General features: G+C 57.3%; 12 protein-coding genes and 1 other RNA gene. 4 read left to right on the top strand and 9 right to left on the bottom strand.

The genetic code is table 11. The features are described 5' to 3' along the window. Nucleotides 1–4 precede the first annotated feature (4 nt). A complete protein-coding gene (gene trhA, locus USG84_RS11005; protein ID WP_023331242.1) occupies nucleotides 5–664 on the bottom strand; it encodes a PAQR family membrane homeostasis protein TrhA in 660 nt (219 codons plus the stop codon). Between the two features lie 265 nt (nucleotides 665–929). On the opposite strand from trhA, the gene USG84_RS11000 reads away from it, so the two are divergent. Then, entirely contained in the window at nucleotides 930–1,661 is a 732-nt protein-coding gene (locus USG84_RS11000; protein WP_061097150.1) for a MurR/RpiR family transcriptional regulator, read from the top strand. 116 nt (nucleotides 1,662–1,777) lie between these two features. After that, a complete protein-coding gene (gene bglA / locus USG84_RS10995; RefSeq protein ID WP_151412613.1) occupies nucleotides 1,778–3,211 on the top strand; it encodes a 6-phospho-beta-glucosidase BglA in 1,434 nt (477 codons plus the stop codon). 47 nt (nucleotides 3,212–3,258) lie between these two features. Here bglA and USG84_RS10990 read toward each other — a convergent pair whose 3' ends face one another. From USG84_RS10990 to USG84_RS10955, 8 genes are all read right to left on the bottom strand, one after another. Next, entirely contained in the window at nucleotides 3,259–4,002 is a 744-nt protein-coding gene (locus tag USG84_RS10990) for an SDR family oxidoreductase (protein WP_151412614.1), read from the bottom strand. A 70-nt stretch (nucleotides 4,003–4,072) separates the two neighbouring features. After that, entirely contained in the window at nucleotides 4,073–6,946 is a 2,874-nt protein-coding gene (gcvP, locus tag USG84_RS10985) for an aminomethyl-transferring glycine dehydrogenase (protein ID WP_253543257.1), read from the bottom strand. A 70-nt stretch (nucleotides 6,947–7,016) separates the two neighbouring features. Continuing rightward, complete coding sequence (gene gcvH / locus USG84_RS10980; RefSeq protein WP_014885143.1) at nucleotides 7,017–7,406, bottom strand: glycine cleavage system protein GcvH; 390 nt, start codon at nucleotides 7,404–7,406, stop codon at nucleotides 7,017–7,019. 23 nt (nucleotides 7,407–7,429) lie between these two features. Then, complete coding sequence (gene gcvT / locus USG84_RS10975; RefSeq protein WP_151412615.1) at nucleotides 7,430–8,524, bottom strand: glycine cleavage system aminomethyltransferase GcvT; 1,095 nt, start codon at nucleotides 8,522–8,524, stop codon at nucleotides 7,430–7,432. 397 nt (nucleotides 8,525–8,921) lie between these two features. Further along, a complete protein-coding gene (gene ubiI / locus USG84_RS10970; RefSeq protein WP_151412616.1) occupies nucleotides 8,922–10,124 on the bottom strand; it encodes an FAD-dependent 2-octaprenylphenol hydroxylase in 1,203 nt (400 codons plus the stop codon). Nucleotides 10,125–10,136: 12 nt separating this feature from the next. Further along, complete coding sequence (gene ubiH / locus USG84_RS10965) at nucleotides 10,137–11,315, bottom strand: 2-octaprenyl-6-methoxyphenyl hydroxylase (RefSeq protein ID WP_151412617.1); 1,179 nt, start codon at nucleotides 11,313–11,315, stop codon at nucleotides 10,137–10,139. Further along, nucleotides 11,312–12,625, bottom strand: coding sequence for a Xaa-Pro aminopeptidase (gene pepP / locus USG84_RS10960; protein WP_151412656.1), 1,314 nt, complete (start codon nucleotides 12,623–12,625; stop codon nucleotides 11,312–11,314). The genes ubiH and pepP overlap by 4 nt, the downstream gene beginning before the upstream one ends. A gap of 31 nt (nucleotides 12,626–12,656) precedes the next feature. Then, nucleotides 12,657–13,235 (bottom strand): YecA family protein, encoded by a 579-nt coding sequence (locus tag USG84_RS10955; RefSeq protein ID WP_028014333.1) that lies wholly within the window; start codon nucleotides 13,233–13,235, stop codon nucleotides 12,657–12,659. Between the two features lie 167 nt (nucleotides 13,236–13,402). Between USG84_RS10955 and zapA the strand changes: the two genes are divergently transcribed. Together zapA and ssrS are read left to right on the top strand one after the other, a co-directional pair. Beyond that, complete coding sequence (gene zapA / locus USG84_RS10950) at nucleotides 13,403–13,732, top strand: cell division protein ZapA (RefSeq protein WP_006811891.1); 330 nt, start codon at nucleotides 13,403–13,405, stop codon at nucleotides 13,730–13,732. 41 nt (nucleotides 13,733–13,773) lie between these two features. Continuing rightward, a non-coding RNA gene (ssrS, locus tag USG84_RS10945) (6S RNA) lies at nucleotides 13,774–13,957 on the top strand. The last annotated feature ends 9 nt before the right edge of the window (nucleotides 13,958–13,966 follow it).

The raw sequence follows: 13,966 nt of genomic DNA, 5'->3' as shown, positions 1-13,966 counted from the left end.
AAAACTACACCTGCCCTACGTACAAATAAATCGCCAAAAAGTGGCATACGCTGCCGCCCAGCACAAAGCCGTGCCAGATGGCATGGTTGTATGGGATGCGCTTGCAGACGTAGAAAATGACGCCCAGCGAGTAGACCACACCGCCCACCGCCAGCAGCGTTACCCCGCCGACCGCCAGCTTAATCGCCAGCTGATACACCACAATCAGCGACAGCCAGCCCATCGTCAGATAGGTGACCAGCGACAACACTTTAAACCGGTGCGCAATGGTCAGCTTAAACAGGATCCCCAGCAGCGCCAGGCTCCAGATAACAATCATCAGGCCGCGCGACAGCGGTGAATTGAGCCCCACCAGCAGGAAAGGCGTATAGGTACCCGCAATCAGCAGATAGATAGCGCAGTGGTCAAATTTCTTAAGCCATATTTTGGCTCGCTGATGCGGAATCGCGTGATAGAGCGTCGACGCCAGGAACAGCAGGATCATACTCCCGCCATACAGGCTATAGCTGGTAATGGCCATCGCGCTGGCATTGGTATCCACCGCCTGTACCAGCAATAACACTAAACCGACAATCCCAAACACCAGGCCAATGCCGTGGCTGATGCTGTTGGCTACTTCCTCAGCCAGCGAATATCCCTGTGCGATTAATGGTCTGCTCGCCATACAAAACTCCGGGAAAACTAAAGATGATTATTCATCGCAAGACTATGCTAACTGAGAATGATTCCAGTGAACACCTGTTAGCTAAAATAATTTTAACGTAAATTTTTATAATAAAAATCAAAAACATAAACAAATAATTCACCTGACATTTGTTCACATAAAAATTTTAGCGTTACTAATCAATGGCATAAAATTGGCTCCTGCCGTCTGGCTGCGTGATATGATGGATCAATGAGGTCTGAATGAGAGTTTTGCCACTGTGAGTATGTTCACCCACTCCGCCATTGCCAGTCTCAATAACCTGGAAATGATGGTCTACAACTATGTCATCAAAAACCGAGACAAAGTGATGTACATGACCATCCGCGAGCTGGCGGATGCGGCCGGCGTCTCAACCACCACCATCCTGCGCTTTTGCCGCAAGCTCAACTGCGAAGGGTATTCTGAATTTCGCGTGCGCTTTAAGCTCTATCTTGAGCAGAACGAGCCTCAGCAGGCGAATTTCGGCGCCAGCGAAATTATCAGCTTCTTTAAAAGCGTGAATAATGAGGAGTTCGATGCGCTATTAAATGACGCGGTAAATATCATTCTCTCTTCAGAGCGTATTATATTTGTCGGGGCGGGAACCTCAGGCTCACTGGCGAAATATGGTGCACGTTTCTTTTCGAATATTGGTAAATTCAGTAACCATATTGATGACCCTTATTTCCCGGTCACCAATGATATGGCGAAAAATGCGCTGGCCATCGTGCTCTCCGTCTCGGGTGAAACCGAGGAGATCCTGCGCTTCGCCAGCCAGTTCAGCCTGCATCGCTGCAAGGTGCTCTCCATCACCAGCCATGAGCACTCGCGTCTGGCAAAACTGGCGGACTTTAATCTCTCCTGGCACGTGCCCCAGACGCGAATTGGCGGCGTCTACGATATCACCACGCAAATTCCCGTTATCTATATTCTGGAATCTCTCGGACGCAAGCTGGCGAAGAAACTAACGGAATAAAACACCCTGTTTTTTTGATGTGACAAATCACAATTTCCGCAAATTGTTATATCGTGACATTCAATTTCGCTTTGCTAGACTCAATGCCAATAAGCCATTTATTGAGAATAGCAGCGATGAAAAAATTAACCTTACCAAAAGATTTTTTATGGGGCGGTGCGGTTGCCGCTCACCAGGTTGAAGGCGGCTGGAACAAAGGCGGCAAAGGGCCAAGCATTTGCGACGTCTTGACCGGCGGCGCACACGGCGTGCCGCGCGAAATCACGCAGGAGGTGGTGCCGGGTAAATACTACCCAAACCACGAGGCCATCGACTTCCACGGCCACTACAAAGAAGACATCAAGCTGTTTGCCGAGATGGGCTTCAAGTGCTTCCGTACCTCTATCGCCTGGACGCGCATCTTTCCGAAAGGTGATGAAACGCAGCCAAACGAAGAAGGGCTGAAGTTTTACGACGATCTGTTCGATGAGCTGCTGAAGTACAACATCGAACCGGTGATTACCCTCTCCCACTTCGAAATGCCGCTGCACCTGGTGCAGGAGTACGGTAGCTGGACCAACCGCAAAGTGGTCGATTTCTTTGTGCGCTTCGCGGAAGTGGTATTTGAGCGCTACAAGCACAAGGTCAAATACTGGATGACCTTCAACGAAATCAACAACCAGCGAAACTGGCGCGCCCCGCTGTTCGGCTACTGCTGCTCGGGCGTGGTCTATACCGAACATGAAAACCCGGAAGAGACCATGTACCAAGTGCTGCACCACCAGTTTGTGGCCAGCGCCCTGGCGGTGAAAGCCGCGCGCCGCATCAACCCGGAGATGAAAGTCGGCTGCATGCTGGCCATGGTTGCGCTCTATCCGTTCTCCTGCAAGCCGGAAGACGTGATGTTCGCCCAGGAATCCATGCGCGAACGCTATGTCTTTACTGACGTCCAGCTGCGTGGTTACTACCCGTCCTACGTGCTGAACGAGTGGGAGCGCCGCGGCTTCTCCATCAAAATGGAGGCGGGCGACGAGCAGATCCTGCGTGAAGGTACCTGCGACTACTTAGGCTTCAGCTACTACATGACCAACGCGGTGAAGGCGGAAGGCGGCACCGGTGACGCCATCTCTGGCTTTGAAGGCAGCGTGCCGAACCCGCACGTGAAGGCGTCCGACTGGGGCTGGCAGATTGACCCGGTGGGCCTGCGTTATTCCCTTTGCGAGCTTTACGAGCGTTATCAGAAGCCGCTGTTTATCGTGGAAAACGGCTTTGGCGCCTACGATAAGGTGGAAGAAGACGGCAGCATCAACGACGACTATCGCATCGACTACCTGCGCGCCCACGTGGAAGAGATGATCAAAGCCGTCACCCACGATGGCGTGGATCTGATGGGCTATACGCCGTGGGGCTGCATTGACTGCGTGTCGTTCACCACCGGCCAGTACAGCAAGCGCTACGGCTTTATCTACGTCAACAAGCACGACGACGGCACGGGCGACATGTCCCGCTCCCGTAAGAAAAGCTTCGAATGGTATAAAGGCGTGATTGCCAGCAACGGCGAGAAACTTTAACGCCGTGATCCCCTCTCCCCTTTGGGGAGAGGGTTAGGGTGAGGGGTTTATTTCCCGCCAGCCAGCTCGATAAAACTGCCCGTTACGTACGACGCCTTCTCGCTCAGCAGCCAGACAATCGCCTGAGCCACCTCTTCCGGCTGGCCGCCGCGCTGCATCGGCAGCAGCGACTTAACCCGATCAACCCGCCCCGGTTCCCCGCCGGAGGCGTGAATATCGGTATAAATCAGCCCTGGCCGCACGCAGTTCACGCGAATGCCCTGCGCCGCCACCTCCAGCGATAGCCCGGTTGTAAGGGAATCTACCGCGCCTTTAGAAGCGGCATAGTCTACGTACTCACCCGGCGCGCCCAGACGAGATGCGGCGGATGATACATTTACAATCGCCCCACCCTTGCCGCCATGCTTGATGGACATGCGTTTCACCGCTTCGCGACAGCAAAGAAAGTAGCCCGTGACGTTGGTCGCCAGCACGCGGTTAATGCGCTCAGCGGACAGATTCTCAATGGTGGATTGCTCAAACAGAATGCCCGCATTATTGACCAGCGCGCGAAGCGGCTCACCTTCACGATCGATGCTGTCAAACATCGCCAGCACCTGAGCTTCATCGCTGATGTCCGCACGCACGGCAAACGCTTTGCCGCCGGCCTCAACGATCTGTTTGATCACGTCCGTCGCGGCTTTAATGTTGTGGTGATAGTTCACCGCCACGGTGTAGCCTTCGCGCGCCAGCTGCAGCGCGGTGGCTTTCCCAATGCCCCGGCTCGCGCCGGTGACAAGTGCAATTGCCATTCTCTTCTCCCAATAAAAAAGCCGGGTGGCGGCTTTGCCTTACCCGGCCTGTGTTACTACACCAACAATGTTACTGGTATTCGCTCATCGGCACGCAGGAGCAGAACAGATTACGGTCGCCGTAAACGTCATCAAGACGCTTCACGGTCGGCCAGTATTTGTTTGCCACGCCTGCCGGGAAGACGGCCAGTTCGCGGGAGTAACCGTGGTTCCACTCTGCCACTATCTCGTGCTGGGTGTGCGGGGCGTTAACCAGCGGGTTATCTTCCAGCGGCCATTCGCCGTCCTGCACGCGATCGATTTCTATGCGGATGGCCAGCATCGCGTCGATAAAGCGGTCCAGCTCGGCTTTGCTTTCAGACTCGGTCGGCTCCACCATCAGCGTGCCCGCCACCGGGAACGACATGGTTGGCGCGTGGAAGCCGTAGTCGATCAGACGCTTGGCGATATCCAGCTCGCTGATGCCGGTCTGCTCTTTCAGCGGACGAATATCCAGAATGCACTCGTGCGCCACGCGACCGTCGCGGCCGGTATAGAGCACAGGGAAGGCAGACTTCAGGCGAGTCGCAATGTAGTTGGCGTTGAGGATCGCCACCTGGCTCGCCTGCTTCAGCCCTTCCGCGCCCATCATGCGGATGTACATCCAGCTTATTGGCAGGATAGAAGCGCTGCCGAACGGGGCCGCAGAGACCGCGCCCTGACGGGTCAGCATGCCTTCAATCTGCACCACGCTGTGGCCCGGTACAAACGGCGCCAGGTGCGCCTTCACGCCAATTGGTCCCATGCCCGGGCCGCCGCCGCCGTGCGGAATGCAGAAGGTTTTGTGCAGGTTCAGGTGCGACACGTCCGCACCGATAAAGCCCGGAGAGGTAATACCCACCTGAGCGTTCATGTTCGCGCCGTCGAGGTAAACCTGACCGCCAAACTGATGCACCACTTCGCACACTTCACGGATGGTCTCTTCGTACACGCCGTGGGTGGACGGGTAGGTCACCATGATGCAGGAGAGCTTATCACCCGCCTGCTCGGCTTTCGCACGCAGATCGGCCAGATCGATGTTGCCGTTCTTATCACACGCCACCACTACCACTTCCATGCCCGCCATCTGGGCTGAGGCCGGGTTGGTGCCGTGGGCGGAGCTTGGGATCAGGCAGATATCGCGGTGACCTTCGTTGCGGCTTTCGTGATAGTGACGGATCGCCAGCAGGCCCGCGTATTCACCCTGCGCGCCGGAGTTCGGCTGCATACAGAGCGCGTCGTAACCGGTCAGCTTCACCAGCCAGTCTGAAAGCTGGTTGATCATCATGTGATAGCCTTCCGCCTGTTCTGGCGGGCAGAACGGGTGCAGTTCGGAGAACTCAGGCCAGGTGATAGGGATCATCTCTGCCGCGGCGTTCAGCTTCATGGTGCAGGAGCCCAGCGGGATCATCGCCTGGTTCAGCGCCAGATCCTTGCGCTCCAGAGAGTGCATATAGCGCATCATCTCGGTTTCGCTGTGATAGCGGTTAAACACCGGGTGAGTCAGGATCGCGTCATTGCGCAGCATGCTTTCCTGAATGGAGCGGCTGTCGAGCGCGACCTCTTTGTCGAGCGTATCAACGTCCAGACCGTGTGCGTCGCCCAGCAGCACCTTGAACAGGTTCAGAATATCGTCGCGAGTGGTGCTTTCATCCAGCGTAATGCCGACCGCATTGTGGATGTCGCTGCGCAGGTTGATTTCTGCTGCATCCGCACGCGCCAGCACGGCCGCTTTGTCTGCCACTTCCACGCACAGGGTATCGAAGTAGTGAGCATGGCGCAGCTTGAGGCCCTTCTGCTGGAGGCCGCAGGCCAGAATATCGGCCAGGCGGTGAATGCGGCTGGCAATGCGCTTCAGGCCAGCCGGGCCGTGGAATACTGCATACAGGCTGGCGATGTTTGCCAGCAGGACCTGGGAAGTACAGATGTTGGAGTTCGCTTTCTCGCGGCGGATATGCTGCTCGCGGGTCTGCATCGCCATGCGCAGCGCGGTGTTACCGGCAGCATCTTTTGACACGCCGATGATACGGCCTGGCATGGAGCGTTTGAATTCATCTTTCGCGCCGAAGAACGCCGCGTGCGGGCCGCCGTAGCCCATCGGTACGCCGAAGCGCTGCGCGGAGCCGAATACAATATCCGCGCCCTGTTTGCCCGGCGCGGTCAGCAGCACCAGCGCCATAAAATCGGCGGCAACGCTGACAACCACTTTGCGGGATTTCAGCTCGGCAATCAGCGCGCCGTAGTCGTGAACTTCGCCGGTGGTACCCACCTGCTGAAGCAGCACGCCGAAGACGTCCTGATGATCCAGCACTTTGTCGGCGTCGTCGACGATCACGTCGAAGCCGAAGGTTTCCGCGCGGGTGCGCACCACGTCCAGCGTCTGCGGATGCACGTCAGCCGCCACGAAGAAGCGGTTGGCATTTTTCAGCTTGCTGACGCGCTTTGCCATCGCCATCGCTTCGGCGGCTGCGGTCGCTTCATCCAGCAGAGAGGCGGAGGCGATATCCATACCGGTCAGATCCAGCGTAACCTGCTGGAAGTTCAGCAGCGCTTCCAGACGCCCCTGGGAGACTTCTGGCTGATAAGGGGTGTAAGCGGTGTACCAGCCCGGGTTTTCCAGCATGTTGCGCAGGATAACCGGCGGCAGCTGCACGTTGGTGTAGCCCATGCCAATGTAAGACTTATAGCGCTTGTTCAGGCCTGCGATAGCCTTCAGCTCCGCCAGCGCGGCAAACTCCGTGGTGGCTTCCCCCACCTGAGGCGGCGTGGCAAGCTGGATGTCTTTTGGCACAATCTGGCCGATCAGTGCGTCTAATGAATCCGCGCCAACCGTCTTCAGCATCTCCTGCTGTTGCTGAGCATCCGGCCCAATGTGACGTTCAATGAAGGCGCCACGGTTTTCAAGCTGGCTTAAAGTCTGTGTCATGAGCGATGGTTCCTGAAACGTGCAGTGAATGTGTTTTCTCCCTCTCCCCAAAGGGGAGAGGGAGAATGGCTTACTCGTCTTCTAACAGTGCTTCGTACGCGGTCGCATCCAGCAGCGCGGCAACCTGAGATTCGTCGCTGGCTTTGATCTTGAAGATCCAGCCGCCTTCATACGGCTCGCTGTTGACTAGTTCCGGGGAGTCGCTCAGCGCGTCGTTCACGGCAACAATCTCGCCGCTTACCGGTGCGTAGATATCGGATGCCGCTTTGACGGACTCCGCCACGGCGCAGTCATCGCCCGCGCTGACGGTTGCGCCCACTTCAGGCAGGTCAACAAACACCATGTCGCCCAGCAGCTCTTGCGCGTGCTCGGTGATCCCTACGGTGTAAGTGCCGTCCGCCTCTTTGCGCAGCCACTCGTGTTCTTTGCTGTATTTCAGTTCTGCTGGCACATTGCTCATTGAAGTTCTCCTGATAAAAATAGTTAGGCGACCGGCTTACCGGCGCGAACAAAAATCGGTTTGGTCACGTGGACCGGCATTTCGCGGTTGCGGATTTGTACCACCGCCGTGTCGCCAATGCCCGCCGGCACGCGTGCCAGTGCAATACTGTAGCCCAGCGTCGGGGAGAAGGTACCGCTGGTGATCACGCCTTCGCGAGGATTGCCGTCGGCATCGGTAAAACGCACCGGCAGTTCGCCGCGCAGCACGCCTTTTTCCTTCATCACCAGGCCAACCAGCTGTTCGGTATCCTTCTCGCGCTGCATCTCCAGCGCTTCACGGCCAATAAAATCACGGTCAGCCGGTTCCCACGCGATGGTCCAGCCCATGTTGGCCGCCAGCGGAGAAACCCCTTCATCCATCTCCTGACCGTAGAGATTCATCCCCGCTTCCAGACGCAGCGTATCGCGCGCGCCCAGACCCGCAGGCTTCACGCCCGCTTCTACCAGCGCGCGCCAGAAATCGGCTGCTTTCTCGTTCGGCATCGCAATTTCGTAGCCCGCTTCACCGGTATAGCCGGTGGTGGCGATAAACAGATCCCCCGCCTGCACGCCGAAGAACGGCTTCATGCCTTCGGTGGCGTTGCGCTGATTGTCGTCAAACAGAGACGCGGCTTTTGCCTGCGCGTTCGGCCCCTGCACGGCGATCAGCGACAGATCGTCACGGACGGTGATGTCGATGGCATAAGGTTCGGCGTGTTGGGTGATCCAGGAGAGGTCTTTTTCGCGGGTGGCGGAGTTTACAACGAGGCGGAAGAAATCTTCGGCGAAGTAGTAGACGATAAGGTCATCAATCACGCCGCCCGAGGCATTCAGCATGCCGGTATAGAGCGCTTTGCCCGGCGTCTTCAGCTTGGCGACGTCGTTTGCCAGCAGATAACGCAAGAACTCCCGGGTGCGGCTTCCGCGCAGGTCGACAATCGTCATGTGGGACACGTCGAACATACCGGCATCGGTGCGCACCGCGTGGTGCTCATCAATCTGCGAGCCGTAGTGCAGCGGCATCATCCAGCCATGGAAGTCCACCATGCGGGCGCCGCATAACACGTGCTGTTCGTACAAAGGAGTCTGTTGAGCCATCTTGTCCTCGTTGAAAAATTCACCGTGAAACCCGGTATCGGCCTCGTTCCCGAATGCCGACGCAAACGTTCTCTTTTACCTGAACTTACCACCGAAACCGGCGGTTAACCATAAGGTAAAACGGGTCATCACATTAGCTTATGACCAAAAAACGCTGAAAAGCCTACAGAGTTATTCACTGGAAAAATGCGATTAACCCCGCACAAAATTAACAATGATCTAACAGGATTTAGCACATGGTGATATTTCGTGCGGAAAAACGGGCCGAATTTCCGTCACGTAAAAATCATGACATGAGAATATCTAATGCGAAAAATGGCGTGGAATTAGAATATTTCAAACGAGGGAATTTTCCCGGCGCAGAGGCCGGGAAAATAAAGTGTGACGGGGATCGAGATTAGCGTAACCAGTCGGGAAGATCGTTTAGACCCATTGCCTGACGAAGAAGTTGAGGTTTGACGCCGGGAAGGGTGTCGGCCAGCTTGAGGCCGATATCGCGCAGCAGTTTTTTCGCCGGATTTGCCCCGGCAAACAGCTCGCGGAAGCCCTGCATGCCTGCCAGCATCATCGCCGCACTGTGCTTGCGGCTGCGCTCGTAGCGACGCAGATACAGATGCTGGCCGATATCTTTACCTTCACGATGCAGACGACGCAGCTCCTCGACCAGCTCCGCCGCGTCCATAAAGCCGAGGTTAACGCCCTGCCCCGCCAGCGGATGAATGGTATGGGCCGCATCGCCCACCAGCGCCAGACGGTGCGCCGCAAACTGGCGCGCGTAGCGGCCGGTTAACGGGAACACCTGACGCTCGCTTTCAAGCGTGCACAGGCCAAGGCGGTTATCAAACGCCACGCACAGCGCCTGGTTAAAGGCCTCCGGCGTCGTCTCCTGCATCTGCTGGGCTTTCTCCGGCACCAGGGACCAGACAATCGAGCACAGGTGCGGATCGGCAAGCGGCAGGAACGCCAGAATACCGTCGTTGTGGAAAATCTGCCGGGCCACGCCGCCGTGCGGCTCTTCGGCACGGATCGTCGCCACCATCGCATGATGGCGGTAATCCCAGTACGTCAGCGGAATATCGGCCTTGTTGCGCAGCCAGGAGTTGGCGCCATCGGCCCCCACCACCAGACGCGCGGTGAGCATGTCGCCGCTTTGCAGGGTGATAAACGCCTCGTTTTCGCCCCATGCCACCTGCTGGATCTGCGCAGGCGCTACCAGCGTCACGTCGCTGCACTGCTCTGCTTTCTGCCACAGCGCGTGGTGGATCACCGTATTCTCAATGATATGGCCCAGATGGCTATAGCCCATGCTTTCATCATCAAAGGCAATATGGCCAAAGCTGTCTTTGTCCCACACTTCCATGCCGTGATAGCAGCTGGCGCGCTGGGCGATGATATCTGACCAGACGCCGAGACGCGTCAGCAGCTTTTCGCTGGCCGCGTTAATCGCCGACACGCGGAGTTCCGGCGGGGCATCAGGCGCGACGGGCTGGGGCGGCTTTTGCTCCAGTACGGCCACGCGCAGGCCGCTGCCCTGTAATCCACAGGCCAGCGCCAGCCCAACCATTCCGCCGCCAACGATGGCAACATCAACATTTTGCACGGTGATAACTCCTTAACGCGCGACCCAACCCAGGGTCCGCTGCGCCAGCACGTCACGTGCCGGAATGAACAGTTCCATCGCCATCAGCCCGAGGTTGCGACCAGCAACCAGCGGCGCCCAGCGATTGGCAAAGAGATGGACTAAACCATCGGTGACGCCAATTGTCGCCTCTTTATCGGCCTGGCGTCGCGTCTGGTAATGGCTTAGCACCGAATATGCACCGCAGTCTTTTTGTTCGCTCCACGCCTGCGAAAGCGTTTCTGCCAGGCTCATCACATCCCGCAGGCCGAGGTTAAAGCCCTGACCGGCGATGGGGTGGAGGGTTTGCGCCGCGTTGCCAACCAGCGCCACGCGGTGAGAAACAGACTGTGATGCCGTGGTTAACGACAGCGGATAGACCGCACGTTTTCCGGCATGGGTAATACGCCCCAGCCGCCAGCCAAAGGCTTTCTGCAGCTCGGTACAAAAACGTTCGTCTGACCAGGACTTAACCTCTTCGGCCTTATCCTGCGGGTGGCACCAGACCAGCGAGCAGCGCCCGTCCGTCATCGGCAGCATCGCCAGCGGGCCGTGCTGGGTGAAGCGCTCGAACGCCCGGCCGTTGTGTTCTGCTGCGGTCGAGACGTTCGCAATGACCGCGACCTGCCCGTAAGGCTGCTGCCGCCACTCTACGCCGCACTGGGTGCCGAGCGCCGAGCGCGACCCGTCAGCCGCAACCAAAAGCTGTCCGTCAAGCACGGTGCCATTGTCCAGCGTTACGCTGACCGCGTCTTCACTGCGGGTGAAGCTGGCAACGCGTGCCGGGCAGTGCAGCGTAACGCCCGGCGCGTCCTGCAACAGGCGGAACAGGCGCAGGCCAATATCGTGCAGTTCAACGACCTGACCCAGCGCGTCAATACGGTAATCGTGGGCATCCAGCGTCACAAACCCGGCATGGCCGCGATCGCTTACGTGCACGGTATTAATGGCGGTGGCGCAGTCGGCGATGGCCTGCCAGATGCCAATGCGCGACAGCTGCTGGCAGGTTCCTTGCGCCAGGGCAATGGCGCGGGAATCAAACCCAGGGTGATTCTTCGCCTGCGGCGCGACGGCTTCAACCAGATGCACCGGAAGCTGGCCCTTCGTCAAATGCGAAATGGCCAGCGCCAGCGTGGCGCCGGTCATGCCGCCGCCAACGATAATCACGCTCATACGCGCGCCGCTGCCATCAGCGCCTCGATATCGTCCGCTTTTTTCACCACGCTCGCGGTCAGGTTTTCGTTGCCGGTTTCGGTAATGACGATGTCGTCTTCAATACGAATGCCAATTCCGCGGTATTCCTCTGGCACGTCGGCATCCGGCGCGATGTACAGACCCGGCTCGACGGTCAGCACCATGCCCGGCTCAAGCACGCGCGAACGTTCAGGGCCGTACGCGCCCACGTCGTGCACGTCCAGCCCCAGCCAGTGGCTCAGGCCGTGCATAAAGTACGGACGGTGAGCATTCTCGGTAATCAGGGTGTCGACATCCCCTTTGAGGATCCCAAGCTTAACCAGCCCGGTAATCATGATGCGCACCACCTCACCGGTCACCTCCTGAATGGAGGTGCCAGGGCGATACAGCGTGAGCGCCGTCTCAAGCGATTCGAGAACAATGTCATAAATCGCCCGCTGCGCCGGTGAGAATTTACCGTTCACCGGGAAGGTACGGGTGATGTCGCCCGCATAACCCTGATATTCGCAACCGGCGTCAATCAGCACCAGATCGCCGTCGCGCAGCGCGCTTTCGTTTTCGGTGTAGTGCAGAATGCAGCCGTTTTCCCCGCCGCCAACGATGGTGTTGTAGGACGGGAAGCGCGCGCCGTGACGGTTAAATTCGTGGTGAATTTCGCCTTCCAACTGGTATTCGAACATTCCGGGACGACATTTTTCCATCGCGCGGGTGTGCGCCAGGGCGCTGATTTCGCCCGCACGGCGCATCACGTTCAGCTCTTCTTCAGATTTGAACAGACGCATCTCGTGCACCACCGGACGCCAGTCCGTGAGGGTGGCGGGCGCGGACAGGTTCTGCCGCGAGCCTTTACGCAGCTTTTCCAGCGCGTTAAAAACAATCTCATCGGCGTAGGCGTATTCGCCCTGCGCGTGGTAGAGCACGTCGAGGCCATTAAGCAGCTGATAGAGCTGCTGGTTGATTTCGCTAAACGCCAGCGCGCGGTCAACGCCCAGCTTTTCCGGGGCGGCCTCTTGCCCTAAGCGGCGGCCAAACCATATTTCAGCGGTTAAGTCTCGTACGCGGTTAAAAATCACGCTGTGGTTGTGGGTGTCATTGCTCTTAATCAGCACCAGCACCGCTTCCGGCTCGTTAAAGCCGGTGAAGTACCAGAAATCGCTGCTCTGGCGATAGGGATATTCGCTGTCTGCGCTGCGCGTCACTTCGGGCGCGGCAAAAATCAGCGCCGCGCTGCCCGGCTGCATCTTTGCCAGCAGCGCCTGACGACGGCGCAAATACTCTTGTTGCGAGATAACCATGACACCCTCCTGTGCGTTATTTTTCTTAATGTAAGGTTGGCTTGCGAACTTCCGGCGCGGTCGGCTGCGAGCGCGTGAAATTGTCGTGGCACAGCAGCGCCGCCACGCGCACGTACTCGATGATCTCTTCGAGAGACATCTCCAGCTCTTCCTGATCTTCTTCTTCATCGTAGCCAAGCTGGGCGATGTTGCGCAGATCGTCAATCGCTTCACCCGCTTCGCCGGTGACTTTATCAAGCTTAGGCTGGGTGACGCCCAGGCCAAGCAGATAGTGGTTTACCCACCCCGCGAGCGCATCGGCGCGATCGAAGACGCTGACATCGTCGCCTTCAGGCAGATAAAGCTGAAAAAGGAAGCCATCGTCTTCCAGCGAATCGCTGGTTGCCGCGTGCATTTTTCGCAGCGCTTCCGCCAGTTCGTGGCCAAACGCCAGCCCTTCGTTCGTGAGGTCGTGGATCAGCGGCTGCCATGAGCTGTCGCTGTTTCCGCCACACAGTATGCCGCTGATCAGACCGTGCATTTCGGCAGGGGTAAGACCGACTCCCTGCTGGTTCAGTAACTGGTTTAAATCCTTGTAACCAGGCATTTCGTTCTGTATAGACATACGCATTCGTCATCAAAGGGAGGATATTCATGATATGCTACCACTTTGGACCCTGGTGATACCAGAAAAGGGCTTGTATCTTCACATCAGGGTAGCTATAGTGTCGCCCCTTCGCAGCCCCCGGGGCAGTAAGCGAAGGCAGCGCAGTCAATCAGCAGGAAGGTGGCATGTCTGCACAACCCGTCGATCTCCAGATTTTTGGCCGTTCACTGCGAGTGAATTGTCCGCCTGAACAAAGGGATGCTTTGAATCAGGCTGCGGACGATTTGAATCAGCGGTTGCAAGATCTAAAAGAACGCACTAGAGTCACAAATACTGAGCAGCTGGTTTTCATCGCCGCGTTGAACATCAGCTATGAACTGACTCAGGAAAAAGCGAAGACCCGCGACTACGCGGCTAGCATGGAGCAGCGCATTAAAATGCTCCAGCAGACCATTGAACAGGCGTTGCTTGATCAAGGTCGCAATCCCGAAAGACCGGGACCAAAGTTTGAATAACACTTCTCAGTTGACTATGGTAGAGTAACTGTGAAGACAAAATTTCTCTGAGATGTTCGCAAGCGGGCCAGTCCCCTGAGCCGATATTTCATACCACAAGAATGTGGCGCTCCATGGTTGGTGAGCATGCTCGGTTCGTCCGAGAAGCCTTAAAACTATGACGACACATTCACCTTGAACCAAGGGTTCAAGGGTTACAGCCTGCGGCGGCATCTCGGAGATTCCCTCTTTCTT

The sequence above is a fragment of the Enterobacter sp. 168J2 genome, from assembly GCF_034107265.1.
Lineage (GTDB): Bacteria > Pseudomonadota > Gammaproteobacteria > Enterobacterales > Enterobacteriaceae > Enterobacter > Enterobacter nematophilus.
Note: the sequence above shows the minus strand (reverse complement) of the source record. Positions and strands in the feature narration are given on the sequence as shown.

Excerpts from the sequence above, each read along its gene's own strand:
- trhA (WP_023331242.1), bottom strand. The coding sequence starts at position 664 with ATGGCGAGCAGACCATTAATCGCACAGGGATATTCGCTGGCTGAGGAA.
- USG84_RS11000 (WP_061097150.1), top strand. The coding sequence starts at position 930 with ATGTTCACCCACTCCGCCATTGCCAGTCTCAATAACCTGGAAATGATG.
- bglA (WP_151412613.1), top strand. The coding sequence starts at position 1,778 with ATGAAAAAATTAACCTTACCAAAAGATTTTTTATGGGGCGGTGCGGTT.
- USG84_RS10990 (WP_151412614.1), bottom strand. The coding sequence starts at position 4,002 with ATGGCAATTGCACTTGTCACCGGCGCGAGCCGGGGCATTGGGAAAGCC.
- gcvP (WP_253543257.1), bottom strand. The coding sequence starts at position 6,946 with ATGACACAGACTTTAAGCCAGCTTGAAAACCGTGGCGCCTTCATTGAA.
- gcvH (WP_014885143.1), bottom strand. The coding sequence starts at position 7,406 with ATGAGCAATGTGCCAGCAGAACTGAAATACAGCAAAGAACACGAGTGG.
- gcvT (WP_151412615.1), bottom strand. The coding sequence starts at position 8,524 with ATGGCTCAACAGACTCCTTTGTACGAACAGCACGTGTTATGCGGCGCC.
- ubiH (WP_151412617.1), bottom strand. The coding sequence starts at position 11,315 with ATGAGCGTGATTATCGTTGGCGGCGGCATGACCGGCGCCACGCTGGCG.
- USG84_RS10955 (WP_028014333.1), bottom strand. The coding sequence starts at position 13,235 with ATGTCTATACAGAACGAAATGCCTGGTTACAAGGATTTAAACCAGTTA.
- zapA (WP_006811891.1), top strand. The coding sequence starts at position 13,403 with ATGTCTGCACAACCCGTCGATCTCCAGATTTTTGGCCGTTCACTGCGA.